Source organism: Streptomyces diastaticus subsp. diastaticus (assembly GCF_011170125.1).
GTDB lineage: Bacteria > Actinomycetota > Actinomycetes > Streptomycetales > Streptomycetaceae > Streptomyces > Streptomyces diastaticus.
The window spans coordinates 1018900-1034751 of sequence record NZ_BLLN01000005.1 but is presented as its reverse complement, the minus strand read 5'-3'; the positions used below and the strand labels follow the sequence as shown (position 1 = coordinate 1034751).

General features: G+C 73.6%; 13 protein-coding genes and 1 pseudogene. 7 read left to right on the top strand and 7 right to left on the bottom strand.

What is annotated here, in order from left to right:
* Window positions 1-331 precede the first annotated feature (331 nt).
* The 3 genes and pseudogenes from Sdia_RS30360 to Sdia_RS22065 all read right to left on the bottom strand — a co-directional run bounded on the left by Sdia_RS30360 (window position 332) and on the right by Sdia_RS22065 (window position 1936).
* On the bottom strand, window positions 332-595 hold the full coding sequence (locus Sdia_RS30360; RefSeq protein WP_229830440.1) for a hypothetical protein: 264 nt from the start codon (window positions 593-595) through the stop codon (window positions 332-334).
* Between the two features lie 83 nt (window positions 596-678).
* Window positions 679-744, bottom strand: a pseudogene (locus Sdia_RS30355) (NUDIX hydrolase); the annotation flags it as partial.
* A 364-nt stretch (window positions 745-1108) separates the two neighbouring features.
* A complete protein-coding gene (locus Sdia_RS22065) occupies window positions 1109-1936 on the bottom strand; it encodes a helix-turn-helix domain-containing protein (RefSeq protein ID WP_100454297.1) in 828 nt (275 codons plus the stop codon).
* Window positions 1937-2150: 214 nt separating this feature from the next.
* On the opposite strand from Sdia_RS22065, the gene Sdia_RS22060 reads away from it, so the two are divergent.
* Together Sdia_RS22060 and Sdia_RS22055 are read left to right on the top strand one after the other, a co-directional pair.
* A complete protein-coding gene (locus Sdia_RS22060; RefSeq protein ID WP_189399530.1) occupies window positions 2151-3827 on the top strand; it encodes an AMP-binding protein in 1677 nt (558 codons plus the stop codon).
* The gene (locus tag Sdia_RS22055; RefSeq protein ID WP_124287939.1) at window positions 3824-5452 is read left to right on the top strand and encodes an AMP-binding protein; all 1629 of its coding nucleotides are present in this window, start codon (window positions 3824-3826) and stop codon (window positions 5450-5452) included. The genes Sdia_RS22060 and Sdia_RS22055 overlap by 4 nt, the downstream gene beginning before the upstream one ends.
* 63 nt (window positions 5453-5515) lie before the next feature.
* Here the strand turns inward: Sdia_RS22055 and Sdia_RS22050 are convergent, their stop codons facing one another.
* Entirely contained in the window at window positions 5516-6187 is a 672-nt protein-coding gene (locus Sdia_RS22050; protein ID WP_115069177.1) for a hypothetical protein, read from the bottom strand.
* Window positions 6188-6507: 320 nt separating this feature from the next.
* Here Sdia_RS22050 and gcl point away from each other — a divergent pair, with 320 nt between their 5' ends.
* Entirely contained in the window at window positions 6508-8289 is a 1782-nt protein-coding gene (gene gcl, locus Sdia_RS22045) for a glyoxylate carboligase (protein ID WP_164378428.1), read from the top strand.
* Window positions 8290-8851: 562 nt separating this feature from the next.
* Window positions 8852-9952, top strand: a complete 1101-nt coding sequence (locus Sdia_RS22040) for an alpha/beta hydrolase family protein (protein ID WP_258057224.1) — start codon at window positions 8852-8854, stop codon at window positions 9950-9952.
* Between the two features lie 330 nt (window positions 9953-10282).
* On the opposite strand, the gene Sdia_RS22035 is transcribed toward Sdia_RS22040, so the two are convergent.
* The 3 genes from Sdia_RS22035 to Sdia_RS22025 all read right to left on the bottom strand — a co-directional run bounded on the left by Sdia_RS22035 (window position 10283) and on the right by Sdia_RS22025 (window position 13834).
* A complete protein-coding gene (locus Sdia_RS22035; RefSeq protein ID WP_100453466.1) occupies window positions 10283-11740 on the bottom strand; it encodes a catalase in 1458 nt (485 codons plus the stop codon).
* A 266-nt stretch (window positions 11741-12006) separates the two neighbouring features.
* Window positions 12007-12912, bottom strand: a complete 906-nt coding sequence (locus Sdia_RS22030; RefSeq protein WP_100453467.1) for a 2-hydroxy-3-oxopropionate reductase — start codon at window positions 12910-12912, stop codon at window positions 12007-12009.
* A 70-nt stretch (window positions 12913-12982) separates the two neighbouring features.
* Window positions 12983-13834, bottom strand: a complete 852-nt coding sequence (locus Sdia_RS22025; RefSeq protein WP_100453468.1) for a TIM barrel protein — start codon at window positions 13832-13834, stop codon at window positions 12983-12985.
* Between the two features lie 260 nt (window positions 13835-14094).
* On the opposite strand from Sdia_RS22025, the gene Sdia_RS22020 reads away from it, so the two are divergent.
* From Sdia_RS22020 to uraD, 3 genes are all read left to right on the top strand, one after another.
* Window positions 14095-14343 carry a YkoF family thiamine-binding protein gene (locus tag Sdia_RS22020; protein ID WP_100453469.1) on the top strand — a complete coding sequence of 83 codons (249 nt, stop codon included), beginning with the start codon at window positions 14095-14097 and terminating at the stop codon, window positions 14341-14343.
* On the top strand, window positions 14340-14741 hold the full coding sequence (locus Sdia_RS22015) for a helix-turn-helix domain-containing protein (protein WP_164378425.1): 402 nt from the start codon (window positions 14340-14342) through the stop codon (window positions 14739-14741). Before Sdia_RS22020 ends, Sdia_RS22015 begins: the two co-directional genes overlap by 4 nt.
* Before the next feature lie 549 nt (window positions 14742-15290).
* Complete coding sequence (uraD, locus tag Sdia_RS22010; RefSeq protein ID WP_100453470.1) at window positions 15291-15845, top strand: 2-oxo-4-hydroxy-4-carboxy-5-ureidoimidazoline decarboxylase; 555 nt, start codon at window positions 15291-15293, stop codon at window positions 15843-15845.
* Window positions 15846-15852 lie beyond the last annotated feature (7 nt).

Sequence of the window (15852 nt, the reverse complement as noted above, 5' to 3'; positions counted from 1 at the left end):
GAGGGCGGGCAGCTCGCCGGCGAGGGGCGCGAGGGCCGGTGGTTCCCTGGCGCCGCGCGTCTCGGCCGCGGCGGCAGCGAGGGTGCGTGGCACCGTTGTCGCGCGCCCGAGGTGCCGGCATCACCCCCCTGCCTTCCGCCTCGCCACGGAGTCGTGCCACGGAGCGCGGGCGCGACGGCGGAGCCTCGTCGGCCGTCGGCGCCGCGAGCCTGGCCGACTCTTCGGCGCCCCGCGTCAGTCAGTGGCTGACCGCCCGCCGATCGGCAGCCGGAGGTGGCGCCCCCTCGCCTGCGAAGTGGGCGACCCCGGGGAGGCGACGGCGAGGGGGATGTCACCAGTGGGCGATGAGTGTCTCGTCGGTCCCGTCGTCCCCGAACACCCACATCGCCCCCGGCGCCGCCTCTCCCGACAGGTATGCCGCGATCAGCTCCCGTTGCGCCGTGCCGCCCGGTCGGCCGAGCGGATCCAGGGCTTCGGACAGCACGAAGAAGGCGGCACGTGCGATGTCGTCGCCGGGTGCCGGCTCCCCCGACCAGGTGCCCCCCTCGAACGCGGCCGCCCGCGCCGAAGGACGCGAGGGCGAGTCGACGTGCACGAGGAACGCGGTCCGCCCCGGATCTCACCCACCAGGAGGCCGGTCTCCTCCCGCAACTGCCGCCGCAGCGCCTCGTGGATCAGCTCACCGTCCTCGACCCCGCCTCCCGGGAGCGACCAGAGCGACTCGCCGCCCGCGCCCAGCCTCACCCGGACCAGCAGGATCTCGCCCCCCTGCGCACGACTCCGGTGACCAGTCGGGCCCGGGGCGCGGCTTCGGCGCTCGCTCCTTCACCATGGCGCCGACGGTACGGGACAGCTCCGGGGCGACTGCCCGGCCCACGGTGCCCGAACTCGCCCCGACGACCGTGGACGCCCTGCCGGCGGCGCGCCGGGGCATCGGCGCCGACGCCCTCGCTCCACCGCCGCAGGGCGGTGTCGAAGGCGGCCGGCGCCACGGGGGAGGCCGGCTCCGCGGCCTGCCCGCCCGCACCGCCGCCGACCGGGCGCGGTACGCGTCCCATGCGGTGGGCGGGGTGGAACCGCCCCGCGGGAGAGCCGCGCCCCGCGTGCTTCAGGGCAGCATCCCCAGCCGCCGCGCCGCCACCACCGCCTCCAGCCGGGTGTGCGCGCCCAGTTTGCGCATCGCCGAGCGCAGGTAGCCCTTGACCGTCTCCGGCCGCACCCCGAGCCGCGCGGCCACCGCGGCGTTGGTCGCCCCGCCCGCCACGCAGACCAGCACGTCCACCTCGCGCGGGGTCAGCACGGCGGGCGGCGGCTTGGGCGCGCCCGGCGGCGCGACGGCGCCGGGCTGCCCCGCTCGGGCCAGCCGGGTGCAGGCGGCGAGGAGTTCGGCGCGCAGCGCCGGGTCGCCCAGGCGGCCCGCCAGGGTGCGCAGCTCGCCGTGGATCTCGCGGACCTCCTCCCACGCCGCCGGGGAGCCGGGATGCGACGGCTCCCCCGCCCGGGACAGCAGGTGCGCCGCCTCCTCGCGGGCCACCAGGGCCTGCTCGATGTCGCGGGCCGCCGCCACCGCTGCCGACAGGGTCCGGTCGCCGACCGGTGTCGGCGCGCGCAGCGCCCCGTACAGCACCCCTCGTACATGGCGGTGGACGACGACGGGGACGGCGAGGACGGAGCGCAGGCCCTCGGCGGCGACCGCCGCGTCGTACTCGTGGCTGATGCGGCGCGAGGCGCGGTAGTCGGTGACGGCGCACGGGCGGGTGAGGGCGACGGCCTTGCCGCCCAGGCCGTTGCCGGAGGAGACGTTGAGGCCGCGCAGAGCCGTGGTGCCCGTGCCGCTCAGCTCGGCGATGCGTACCTGATGGCGTCCCTCGATGAGCCCGCCGAAGGCGATCGGCAGGCCGGTGGCGCGCCGCAGCCGCAGCAGCGCCTCCCGCATCTCGGCCCCCTCGAGATCGCCGCCACGCGCCCGCCCGCGTCCGCGATCCTGTCCGCCGGTCGTCACATCCGTGCTCCTTCCTGCCCCTTCGCCCCCGCTCGCCCCGGTCCCGGACGATTCGGGCACGGTCCGTCCGTACCCCCGTCCGGGGGTGGTGAGACCTGCATCACGAATTAGACGATGGTAGGCAGTGGTCCGGCAATGAGGAGGACACATGGCGGCAACCAGTGCCACCGAACAGTTCCGCGAGGCCCGGGACTTCCTGCTACGGCACCGCACCGACTACGAGGCGGCGTACGCCGGTTTCCGCTGGCCGAGGCCCGAGCGGTTCAACTGGGCCCTCGACTGGTTCGACGCCATCGCCCAGGGGAACGACCGGCCCGCCCTGCACATCGTCGAGGAGGACGGCACCGGGACCGTGGTGACCTTCGCGGCCATGGCCGAGCGCTCCTCCCGGACCGCCAACTGGCTGCGCGGCCACGGTGTCGCTCCCGGTGACCGGGTCCTGGTGATGCTCGGCAACCAGGCCGAGCTCTGGGAGACCGCGCTCGCCGCGATGAAGCTGCGCGCCGTCGTCATCCCGGCCACCCCGCTGCTCGGCCCGGCCGACCTCCGCGACCGGGTGGAGCGCGGCGGGGTGCGGCACGTGATCGCCCGTACGGAGGACACCCCGAAGTTCACCGACGTGCCCGGCGACTACACGCGCGTCGCCGTCGGGCCGCCCGCCGAGGGCTGGGTCCCCTACAGCGAGGCGGCCGCCGCCCCCGCCGCGTTCGCCCCCGACGGGCCGACCGACCCCGACGACCCCTTGATGCTGTACTTCACCTCCGGCACCACCGCCCGCCCCAAACTGGTCGAGCACACCCATGTGTCGTACCCGGTGGGTCATCTCGCCACCATGTACTGGACGGGGCTGCGTCCCGGCGACGTCCACCTCAACATCTCCTCGCCCGGCTGGGCCAAGCACGCCTGGTCCAACCTCTTCGCCCCGTGGAACGCCGAGGCCACCGTCTTCCTCCACAACTACAGCCGTTTCGACGCCGAGCGGTTGCTCGGTGAGATGGAACGCGCGGGCGTCACCACCTTCTGCGCCCCGCCGACCGTCTGGCGCATGCTCATCCAGGCCGACCTGACCCGGCTGGCCACGCCGCCCCGCGAGGCACTGGCCGCCGGTGAGCCCCTCAACCCGGAGGTCATCGAACAGGTCCGCCGCGCCTGGGGCGTCACCATCCGCGACGGCTTCGGCCAGACCGAGACCGCCGTCCAGGTCGCCAACACCCCGGGCCAGCGCCTGAAGACCGGCTCCATGGGCCGTCCCAGCCCCGGCTACACCGTCACGCTCCTCGACCCCGTCACCGGGGAACCCGGTGCCGACGAGGGGGAGATCGCCCTCGACCTCGCCGACCGTCCGGTCGGCCTGATGGCCGGCTACCGGGGCGACCCCGAACGCACCGCCGAGGCCATGGGCGGGGGGTACTACCGCACCGGTGACATCGGGGCCCGCGACGCCGACGGGTACCTGACGTACGTCGGCCGCAGCGACGACGTCTTCAAGGCCTCCGACTACAAGATCAGCCCCTTCGAACTGGAGAGCGCACTCCTCGAACACGAGGCGGTCGCCGAGGCCGCCGTCGTCCCCGCCCCCGACCCGCTGCGGCTCGCCGTCCCCAAGGCGTACATCGTCCTCGCCGCGGGCTGGGAGCCCGGACCCGACACCGCAAAGCTGCTCTTCGAGCACTCCCGGGCCGTCCTCGCGCCGTACAAGCGGCTGCGGCGGCTGGAGTTCGGCGCGCTGCCCAAGACCGTCTCCGGCAAGATCCGCCGCGTCGAACTGCGCGCCGCCACCGCTGCCGGGTCGGACGCCGAGTACCGCGAGGAGGAGTACCGGTGACCACCGTCCCCGCGCCCCGCGCCGCCCTCAGCTACGCCCACGGAACCGGCACCACGCCCCTGCTCGCCGACACCATCGGCGCCTCCCTCGACCGCACCGTCGCCGCCCACCCCGACCGCGAGGCCCTCGTCGACGTCGCCTCCGGCCGGCGCTGGACGTACGCCCGGTTCGCCGAGGACGTCGACACCCTCGCCCGCGCCCTGCTCGCCCGGGGCGTCCTCAAGGGCGACCGGGTCGGCATCTGGGCCACCAACTGCCCGGAGTGGGTGCTGGTCCAGTACGCGACCGCCCGCATCGGCGCCATCATGGTCAACATCAACCCGGCCTACCGTGCCCACGAACTCGCCTACGTGCTGCGCCAGTCCGGCATCGGCCTGCTCATCGCCACCCCCGGCCACCGCACCAACGACTTCCGCGCCCTGGTCAACGAGGTCCGCGAGGAGTGTCCCGCCCTGCGCGAGACCGCCTACCTGGGGGAGGAGAGCTGGACGGCGCTGCTCGCCTCGGCCGCCGGCTGCCCTGACGGGGCGCTCGCCGCCCGCGAGGCCGAGCTGAGCTGCGACGATCCCGTCAACATCCAGTACACCTCGGGCACCACCGGCTTCCCCAAGGGCGCCACCCTCTCGCACCACAACATCCTCAACAACGGCTACTTCGTCGGCGAGAACATCGGCTACACCGAGCAGGACCGCATCTGCCTCCCCGTCCCCTTCTACCACTGCTTCGGCATGGTCATGGGGAACATCGCCGCCACCACCCACGGTGCCTGCATCGTCATCCCCGGCCCCGTCTTCGACCCGGTCACCACCCTCACCGCCGTCGCCGGCGAACGCTGCACCTCGCTCTACGGCGTCCCGACCATGTTCATAGGAGAGCTGAACCTCGCCGACTTCGCCTCCTACGACCTGACCTCGCTGCGCACCGGCATCATGGCCGGTTCGCCCTGCCCCGAGGAGGTCATGAAGCGGGTCGTCGCCGAGATGCACATGGCCGAGGTCTCCATCTGCTACGGCATGACCGAGACCTCCCCGGTCTCCACCCAGACCCGCCGCGACGACAGCCTCGACCGCCGCACCGGCACCGTCGGCCGCGTCCTGCCGCACCTGGAGATCAAGGTCGTCGACCCGGCCACGGGCGTCACCGTGCCGCGCGGCGAGCCCGGCGAACTCTGCACCCGGGGCTACTCGGTGATGCTCGGCTACTGGGACGAACCCGAACGCACCGCCGAGGCCGTCGACGCGGCCGGCTGGATGCACACCGGCGACCTCGCCGTCCTCCGCGAGGACGGGTACGTGGAGATCGTCGGCCGGATCAAGGACATGATCATCCGTGGCGGGGAGAACATATACCCCAGGGAGATCGAGGAGTTCCTGTACACCCACCCGAAGGTCGCCGACGTCCAGGTGGTCGGCGTGCCCGACGGCAAGTACGGGGAGGAGGTGCTGGCCTGTGTGATCCCGAAGCAGGGTGCCGAGCCGCTCACCCTGGAGGAACTGCGCGCCCACTGCCGCGACCGCCTCGCCCACTACAAGGTCCCCAGCCGCCTCCAGCTCCTCGACGCCTTCCCGATGACCGTCAGCGGCAAGGTCCGCAAGGTCGACCTGCGTGAGCGTTACGGCCGCTGAGTCCGGCCCCGCCCCGGCCGGTCCCGGACGCGCGGCTCCTCCCCGCCCGCGTCCGGGACCCGTTCACACCTCGCCGCCCGCGCCCCGGACCAGCTCCCCGGCGGCCCCGCTGACCGGCCGGGCCGTGCCGCTCGCGTCCAGGGCGAACAGGGCCAGCCCGATCGCGTCGGCCCGCTCTCTGGCCTCCGCCGTGTAGCCGCAGCCCGTGAAGTGCACCGCCGGCAGCCCCGCCGCCAGGCCGCTCAGCCACAGGCATTCCACCGCGCGGGCGCCGACCGGCCGCGCCGCCGTCTCCACCTCGGCCAGCACCCCGCTCGCCCGCAGGCCCACCGCACTGGTCCCGCGCCGCTCCAGCCGCCGCACCTCGCGGTGGCCCAGCCGCTCCAGCCAGTGCACGGCCAGCGCCACCGGGTCCCAGGCGGGTGCCCTCCCGTGCCGTGCGACCTCCGGCTCCGCGCGCCCGGCCGCCTGGGGCAGCGAGAGGACCGGCAGAGCCAGGACGGCCCCGCAGCCACAGTCCAGTTCGGGCTGCGGCCACCGGTCCTGGCGGCCGCAGGCCCCGCACCGCACGGTGATCCAGGAGTCCTCCCAGACGCGGTGGACCAGTGGCCGGGCCGGCGCACCGAGTGCCGGAGGCGCCACCACGGGCGCCCCGCAGCGACACGGGTACGCCGTCGGCGCGTACTGGTGGTCCCGGTGGCAGACCGGGCACCGCACCGGAACGCGGTCGGGCATCGCAGGCTCCCCTCGCCGAGGTCGGTCGGCGGTCCATCGTGCCCCAGGAGACCGGCCGCGCACCGGAGTTCGGCCGGGCCGCCTCCGGCGGCCGGGCGCCTCGCGGTCCTGCCGGGCGGGGCCCCGCCCGCCGTTCCGCTCTTGACGCTGCGGGAGCCGCGACTCTACATTGCTTCCACATAACAGAATCAGTATTCCGTATGGCGAAAAACCCTGGTTGGGGCCGGGTCGGTCGACCCCGCGTACGGAACGCTGACGCGGCACCCGGCGACCGGCGGGCGCGACGGGAACCGGGGCCGCCGTCGAACCAGGAGACCTCCATGGCTCGTATGACCGCTGCCCGTGCGGCAGTCGAGATCCTCAAGCGCGAAGGCGTCAGCCGCGCGTTCGGCGTGCCGGGCGCGGCCATCAACCCCTTCTACGCCGCGCTCAAGGCGTCCGGCGGCATCCAGCACACGCTGGCCCGGCACGTCGAGGGCGCCTCCCACATGGCCGAGGGCTACACTCGTACCCACCCCGGCAACATCGGGGTCTGCGTCGGCACCTCCGGCCCGGCCGGCACCGACATGATCACCGGCCTGTACTCCGCCTCCGGCGACTCCGTCCCGATCCTCTGCATCACCGGGCAGGCGCCCACCGCGCGCCTGCACAAGGAGGACTTCCAGGCGGTCGACATCGCCTCCATCGCCACCCCGGTCACCAAGATGGCGGTCACCGTCCTGGAGCCGGCCCAGGTCCCCGGCGTCCTCCAGCAGGCCTTCCACCTGATGCGCTCCGGCCGCCCCGGCCCGGTCCTCGTCGACCTGCCGCTCGACGTGCAGCTCGCCGAGATCGAGTTCGACCCCGAGACCTACGAGCCGCTGCCCGTCTACAAGCCGGCCGCCACCCGCGCACAGGCCGCCAAGGCGCTGGCGATGCTCCAGGAGTCCGAGCGCCCGCTGATCGTGGCGGGCGGCGGGGTCATCAACGCCGACGCCGCCGGTCTGCTCACCGAGTTCGCCGAGCTGACCGGTGTCCCCGTCGTCCCCACCCTGATGGGCTGGGGCGTGCTCCCGGACGACCACCCGCTCAACGCCGGCATGGTCGGCCTCCAGACCTCGCACCGCTACGGCAACGCCACCTTCCTGGAGTCCGACTTCGTCCTCGGTATCGGCAACCGCTGGGCCAACCGTCACACCGGTGGGCTCGACGTCTACACCGAGGGCCGCACCTTCGTGCACGTCGACATCGAGCCCACCCAGATCGGGCGGGTCTTCGCCCCCGACTACGGCATCGCCTCCGACGCCCGCGCGGCCCTGGAGCTCTTCGTCGAACTCGCCCGCGAACAGCGCGACGCCGGAGTCCTGCCCGACCGCTCCGCCTGGGCCGAGTCCGCCCAGGAGCGCCGCGCCACCCTCCAGCGCCGCACCCACTTCGACGACATCCCGATCAAGCCGCAGCGCGTCTACCAGGAGATGAACCGCGCCTTCGGACCGGAGACCCGGTACGTCTCCACCATCGGCCTCTCCCAGATCGCCGGGGCCCAGATGCTCCACGTCTACCGGCCCCGCCACTGGATCAACTGCGGCCAGGCCGGACCGCTCGGCTGGACCGTCCCCGCCGCCCTCGGCGTCGCCGTCGCCGACCCCACGACACCGGTCGTCGCGCTCTCCGGCGACTACGACTTCCAGTTCATGATCGAGGAACTGGCCGTCGGCGCCCAGCACCGCATCCCGTACGTCCACGTCCTGGTCAACAACGCCTACCTCGGGCTGATCCGGCAGGCGCAGCGGAACTTCGACATCGACTTCCAGGTCAACCTGGAGTTCGAGAACATCAACGCGCCCGAGTTGGGCGTCTACGGCGTGGACCACGTCAAGGTCGCCGAAGGGCTCGGCTGCAAGGCGCTGCGGGTCACCGACCCCGCCGACCTGGCCGGGGCCTTCCAGGAGGCCCGGAAGCTCGCCGAGGAGTTCCAGGTGCCGGTGGTGGTCGAGGCCGTGCTCGAACGCGTCACCAACATCGCGATGAGCGGCAGCGACATCGACAAGGTCGGCGAGTTCGAGGAACTCGCCACGGAGCCCGGGCACGCGCCCACCGCGGTGCGGACACTCAAGGGGTGAGCCCCGCGGGGGCTCCGGGGGCGGCCGCGGGGGGTGGCCGCCCCTTGCCGGGTCTCGGGCGCCGGACGGGCTGGGCCCCGGGCGCCGGGCGGGCAGGACCGGAAGGCGTCGTGTCCGAACCGGCCGCCAGGGGGCGGGACGTGGGCCGGTGGGTGAGGGGTGCGGCAGACCTGGTGGCGTCGGTGAGCGCGGCCGGCTGACCGCGCGCGGCTTCGACTGGTTCGCGCCGGGCTGTGAGGCCGACGTGCTCCGCTCCGAGGGGAGGCGGCGCGTGCGGTGAGAACGGCCCCGGTGGCCTGTCCCGGCGCGGCACGCCGCGGGCCCCACCGACCCTGAGGCGTGGGCGGGGAGGCGGTCGGGGGAGGATCCGGGGGCGGGTCCGCCCGGCGGGGGACGGGCGGTGGGCGCGGGCGGGCGGAGAGTGGTCGCCATGGGAATGCGACGGTGTGTGAACAGCGCTCTGGCGTTCGGTCTTGGTCTTTCTCTGGTCGTCCCGGCGGGGGCTGCCGCCTCCGACGCTCCGTCCGCGCCGTCCCCCGCGTACACGGGTGTGCGGTTCGCGTTGCCGGAAGCCACCGGCGGCCGTCCGGTCGGGAGCGCCGAGCTGCATCTGGTCGACAGGGAGCGCCAGGACCCCTGGGTCGCCGACCGGGCGCGGGAGCTGATGGTCAGCCTCTGGTACCCGGCCCGCCGGACGCGGGGGTGTCCGCGGCAGCCGTACATGCCCGCCGGTGTCGCGCGTTCCGTCGACGAGTCCGGTTCGTTCGGCCTGGCCGGGCCGGGAAAGGTGGACTGGGCCGGGATCCGCACGGAGGCGGCCAGGGGGGCGCCGGCCGACGACCGCCGGCGGCGGCCCGTCGTGCTCCACTCGCCGGGTCTGGAGGTCTCCCGGACACTCGGGACGTCGACCGCGATCGAGCTGGCGAGCCGGGGTTACGTCGTCGTCACCGTCGATCACACCTACGAGACCCCGGCGGTGCAGTTCCCCGGCGGCCGGGTGGAGTTCCAGGAACCGATGTCGGGGACCGAGGACCTGAAGAAGGTGGTGGAGACCCGGGTGCGCGACATCCGCTTCGTCCTCGACCAGCTCGCCCTGGTGCGGCGCGGCCCCGGCCCGGACGCCCGGCGTGGCCTGCCGAAGGGACTGGACAAGGCACTGGACCTGGAGCGGGTCGGGATGTACGGACATTCGGGCGGGGGCGCCACCGCGGCGGAGACCATGCGGGTGGACCGCCGTATCGACGCGGGCGTCAACATGGACGGAACGCTCCAGTACGACGACAGCGATTTCCTCCCCGTGGCACGGGAAGGGCTGGACCGCCCCTTCATGCTGATGGGCAAGGCCGGCCAGACCCACCTCGACAAGGCGTCCTGGCGGTCCTTCTGGGACCACTCGACAGGCTGGAAACGTGACCTGAGCCTGGTGGGGGGCAGTCACTTCAGTTACACGGACGCCCAGTCGTTCGTACCGGCCCTGGACGAGCGCCTGGACCTACCCGCCGGGCTCCGCGAGCAGTACGTCGGCACGGTGGACCCCGGACGCAGCACCGCCGCCCAGCGCGCCTACCTCGCCGCCTTCTTCGACCAGCACCTGCGAAAGCGCCCCCAGGACCTGCTGGACGGCCCCTCGTCCGCCCACCCGGACGTGCGGTTCGTCGACTGATCACCCACGGCACGGAAGGGCCCCGGACGCGTGAGGCGTCCGGGGCCCGGTGCTCCCCCGGGAAGGGGGGAAGTCCGACCGCGGCGGCGGCGATCGCGTTCCGGTGAGGCTCCCTCAGGGCCGGGTGCGCGCACCGGAGCGCGTTGACCACCGCACTGGCTCGTCGCCGCCGCGGTCGTACGGGCCCTCGCGCGCGGCTGGTGAGAGCCGGGCGGAAGGGCGGAGTGGGGCCCGCGCCCACCGGTCGACCCCTCATCGGGACCGGCGGGCGCGGGGCACGCTCCCGGGACGGCCTCCCCGGCTGCCGCGGAGCGTGGTCCTCGGGGGAGGTCAGCCTTCGCGCAACGTCCGCACGGCGGCTTCGACGCGCTTGCCGTATGCGGGGTCGGCGGCGTGGAAGTGGGCGAGGTTCTTCTCGATCACGTCCTCGCGGGAGACCTGGGAGAGGCCGCCGGCGATGTTGGCGACCAGTCGGGCGCGCTCCTCCTCGGACATGAGCCGGTACAACTCGCCGGCCTGGAAGAAGTCGTCGTCCTTGGAGTGGGCGGGGGCCTCGTGGGTGCCGGTGTGGCCGTGGACCGCGAGCGGCGCGGACAGCGGGGCGCCGGTCTCGACGGGGCCGCCGTACGAGTTGGGCTCGTAGTTCTTCTCACCGCGCGGCTGGGCGTTGGCGGCCATCAGGCCGTCCCGGCCGTAGTTGTCGGCGGCGGTGGCGCGCGGCGCGTTGACCGCGAGCTGGGTGTGGTTGACGCCGAGCCGGTAGCGGTGCGCGTCGGCGTAGGCGAAGAGCCGGCCCTGGAGCATCTTGTCGGGCGAGGGGCCGATACCGGGCACGAAGTTGTTGGGGGAGAAGGCGGCCTGCTCGACCTCGGCGAAGACGTTGTCCGGGTTCCGGTCCAGGACCAGGCGGCCGACGCGGCGCAGCGGGTGGTCGGCGTGCGGCCAGACCTTCGTCAGGTCGAACGGGTTGAAGCGGTAGCCGTCGGCCTCGGCGGCCGGCATCACCTGGACGTAGAGCGTCCAGGACGGGTGGACGCCGCGCTCGATGGCCTGGAGCAGGTCCGTCTGGTGCGAGTTGGCGTCCTTGCCCGCCAGTTCCTGGCCCTGCTCGGCGGAGAGCGAGCGGATGCCCTGGTTGGTCTTGAAGTGGTACTTCACGAAGAAGGCCTCGCCCGCGGCGTTGGTCCACTGGTAGGTGTGCGAGCCGTAGCCGTTCATGTGGCGGTACGAGGCGGGGATGCCGCGGTCACCCATGAGCCAGGTGACCTGGTGGGTGGCCTCGGGGGCGTGCGCCCAGAAGTCCCAGACGTTGTCCGGCTCCTGCTTGCCGGTGAACGGGTCGCGCTTCTGCGAGTGGATGAAGTCGGGGAACTTCAGCGGGTCCTTGATGAAGAAGACCGGCGTGTTGTTGCCGACGAGGTCGTAGTTGCCCTCCTCGGTGTAGAACTTCACCGCGAAGCCGCGGGGGTCGCGGACGGCGTCGGCCCCGCCGAGGTTGTCGGCGACGGTGGAGAACCGGGTGAACAGCTCGGTCCGCTTGCCGACGGTGCTCAGGAACGCCGCGCTCGTCAGGTCGGAGACGTCGTCGGTGACGGTGAAGTGGCCGTACGCGCCGGAGCCGCGGGCGTGCACGACGCGCTCCGGGATGCGCTCCCGGTTGAAGCGTGCCAGCTTCTCCAGGAGGTGCTGGTCCTGGAGGAGGAGGGGACCGCCGACGCCGGCGCTGGCGGAGTTCTGGTTGTCGGCGACAGGAGCGCCCGACTCGGTCGTGAGCACACGCTTCGACATGGGGACCTTCCGTACGGGTGAGCAACTACGGAAAAACTCTTCCGCTGGGTGGAGCGTTGCGTGGAGCGTAGGTTCGGCGGAACCGAACGTCAACAGTTTGTTGAAACAGGGGGCGGGGCTGGACACCGGCCACCGGAGTGGGGAAAGAACCGGCAAGGGGTGTCCGGGCGGTGCCGCCGCCTGGGCGCGACAGGACAGGTGTCAGCGACGGCACCACCCGGACGTTCAGGGGCCGGGCCGAGCGGTCCGGCGCTCCGGTGGCAGGCTCAGACCTGGCCGCCGGAGAGGCGCTCGACCCCGCGCAGCAGCGCCGAGTGGTCGAGGTTGCCGTCGCCCTGTGCCCGCAGCGAGGCGACGAGCTGGGCGACGGCCGTGCCGACGGGCAGTGCCGCGCCGACGGTGCGGGCGGCGTCGGTGACGATGCCCATGTCCTTGTGGTGCAGGTCGATGCGGAAGCCCGGGGCGAAGTCGCGGCGCAGGAAGTTCTCCTTCTTCCGGGCCAGCACGGTCGAGCCGGCCAGTCCGCCGCCGAGCACGTCGAGCGCCGCGCCCAGGTCCACGCCGGACTTCTCCAGGAAGACCACGGCCTCGGCGCACGCCTGGATGTTGACGGCGACGATGAGCTGGTTGGCGGCCTTCACCGTCTGCCCCGAGCCGTGCGGGCCGCAGAGCACGATGGTCTTCCCCAGCGCCTCGAAGACGGGCCGGGCCTCGTCGAAGTCGGCCTGCTCGCCGCCGGCCATGATGGAGAGCACCGCCTCCACCGCGCCCGCCTCCCCGCCCGAGACGGGCGCGTCCAGGACCCGGACGCCCTTCTCCTGGGCGGCCTCGGCGAGGTCGATGGAGGTCTGCGGGGTGATCGAGGACATGTCGATCAGCAGGGCGCCGCGCCGGGCGTGGGCCAGGATGCCGTCCGGGCCGTAGGCGATCGCCTCGACCTGCGGGGAGGCCGGGACCATCGTGATGATGACGTCGGCCTCGCGCACCGCCTCGGCGATGGAGGCCGCGGCCTTGCCGCCGGCGGCGGTGAGCCGGTCGAGCTTCTCCTGCTCCAGGGTGTGACCGGTGACGGTGTACCCGGCCTTGATCAGGTTCTCGGACATCGGGGAGCCCATGATGCCGAGGCCGATCCAGGCGATCGACGGGCGGGCGGTGTCGGCGGTCTTGCTCATCGGGTGCCTCTCTCGGGGGTCGGGGCGGGCCGGGGCCGCCCGGTTCTTCGGTCCGGGGGCGGGCGCCTGTTCAGGGGCGTGCGGCGCGCCGCTCGGCGGGGAGCCAGTCGAAGGCCTCGGCGCTCGGCCGGTCGCCGGGCTTGTACTCCAGTCCCGTCCAGCCGGCGTATCCGGCCGTGTGCAGCCGCTCCAGCAGTGACCCCAGCGGGAGCGTGCCGGTGCCGGGGGCGCCCCGGCCGGGGTCGTCGGCGATCTGGACGTGGCCGGTGCGGGCCGCGTGGGTGTCGATGACGGCGTACAGGTCCTCGGTGGACAGGCCGTTCATGGACAGGTGGTACAGGTCCATCAGGAAGGCCGTGTTGGTCAGGCCGGTGGCCTCGTTGACCCGGTCGGCCAGGGCGACGGTCTCGTCGGCGCCGAGCAGCGGATAGCGGGGCGACTCGGGCTGGTTGAGCGCTTCCAGCAGCAGCGTCGCGCCGATCCGGTCGGCGGCGCGGGCGGCCAGTACCAGGTTCTCCAGCGCGAGTTGGTCCTGGACCGCCGGGTCGGCACCCTCGACGCGGTTGCCGTACAGCGCGTTGAGCGCGGTGCAGCCGGTGGTCTCGGCGAAGCGGGTCGCCACGTCGAGGTTGGCGCGGAAGCGCTCCGACTCCTCGCCGGGGACCGAAAGGGCGCCCCGGTCCGGGCCGGGCAGCTCGCCCGCGTAGAAGTTGAGGCCGACGAGCTGCGTGCCGGCGTCCTTCAACGACTTGGCCAGCGCGTCGAGTTCGTCCTGCGGGGGAGTGGGGGTGGCCACCCAGGGCCACCACAGCTCGACCGCGGTGAAGCCGGCCGCCGCCGCTGCGGCGGGACGCTCCAGGAGCGGCAGTTCGGTGAAGAGGATCGAGAGGTTCACATCGAACCGCTGATTGGCGTAGCCCATGGGGAGACCGATGCTCCTTCCGTATTGCGGAAGTAGGTTTCTGCTCAACGGAAGATTGCCCGGGGGGTTCGGTCGCTGTCAAGGGGGTGGTGGCGCGTCGGCGCCGACGCGGAGCCGGACCGGCCGGGGCCGCGTACCTCGCGCACCCGGGCGTTCGCCCCGCCGGGGCCCGGCCGCCGCCCAGGTCCGTTAGGGTCGGGGCGGAGGCCGGGCGCCAGGAGGAGAGGCCAGGTCGGGAGAGAGCGGCGAACAGGGGCGCAATGCGATTGCGAGTGGAATTCACGACGGAACCGTTCGACCTGGACGAGGCGCCCCCGCACGCGCTGGTGGCCCGCGCGGTGATCTCCTCGGCCGACCTCGACGCGGTGGACGTCGGTCCGTTCGGCAACACCGCCGAGGGCGGCGCCGACCAGGTCCTCGGCGCTGTCGACGCCCTGCTCCGTGAGGCGCTGGCCTCCGGTGCGACCCGGGTCTCCCTCCAGGTCAACGTCATCGAGGGCGACCGGTGAGCGCCGACGGGCCGGCCGGGCCGGCTGTGGGGGAGGCAGTCGTGGGCGAGCCGTTCGTGGACGCCGTCAAGCCGCTGGTCGACGCGATGGGCGGCGAACTGCTGCCGCCGGCCCGCGCCGGCGAGGAGGACGTCGTCCTCTCCTGGGAGGGGCGCGAGGTCGTCGCCGTGCGGCTGCCGCAGCTCAGCGACTCCCTCGACCAGATCCTCGCCGCCCTGGAGCGCAAGCACGGCCGCCCGCTCGCGGAACTCGACCGCAAGACCAAACAGGCCGTCGTCCGCACCCTGGAGGCGCGCGGCGCCTTCTCCGTCCGCCACGGCGTGGAGACGGTCGCGGGCGCCCTGGGCGTGAGCCGCTTCACCGTCTACAACTACCTGAACAGGTCGGAGACGCGCTGACAGGGGCAGCCGCGCCGGCGGCCCGGGGTGACAGGCCGCGGGCGCCCGGAAGGCGGGCTGCTTCTCCGTCCGCACGTGCCTGAACCGCCGCGGAGTCCGCCGAACGGTGCGCGGCTCCGTGCGGGCCGCCGAGGCGACGGATGACTCTCAGGTGTGGGCACGCCTCCCCGCTCGACCGCTCGTCCCGCCCGTCCGGTCGCCGGGCGCCCCGTTTCCGGGAGGCCGCAGCCTCCCCGTGCCGCACGTGATGGTCTGTGCGCCCTTCCCGCCGGCCGCCTCGCCGCCCCCGTCGGGCCGCTCCGCCCCCGTCGGGCCGCTCCGCCCCCGTCGGGCCGCTCCGCGCCCGGCGGGCCGGCGCCCTCGCGCGGCCCGCTCGACCTGGCAGAACTCGGCCGCCGTCCCCCGTCCGGGCGGCGGCTTTCGCGTGGCCGGTGGGCCACCGGGGCGTGAAAATGAGTTCACAGCATTGTTTCAACAAAGTGTTGACGCCGACTCGTCGACGGCGTTAGCTATCCGCAGCCCGTCCAGCACAAGGCCACGGAGGCTCCCGTGACTACGAGTTCGCCGCCTGCGTCCGGGGCATCGCCCCAGGACGGCGCGGGCCTCACCCGGTTCAACGCCCTGCCCCACGAAGCCGCCGACGCCCTCCTCACCGAGGTCTGCGCCGCCCGCGACTGGGCCGCCGCCCTCGCCGGCGGCCGGCCCTACGCCACCCCCGAAGCCCTGTACGCCGCGAGCGACGCCGCCCTGGCCGAGCTCGACGCGGAGGGCCTCGACACGGCGATGGCCGGCCACCCGCCGATCGGCCGGCCCAAGCCGGGCGACCCCACCTCCTCGCGGGAACAGCGCGGCATGGCCGACGCCGGCGAGGAACTGAAGGCCGAGATGCTGGAGCTGAACCTCGCCTACCAGGAGCGGTTCGGCCACGTCTTCCTGATCTGCGCCACCGGCCTCGACGGGAAGCGGATGCGCGACGCGCTCGCCGCCCGCCTCGAGAACACGCCGGAGCGCGAGCGGGAGAACGCCCGCACCGAACTGGCCAAGATCAACCGCATCCGGCTCGGCCGCCTCCTGGCGGAGCCGGCCGCGGCCGCGCCCGCCTGAGGAGGAG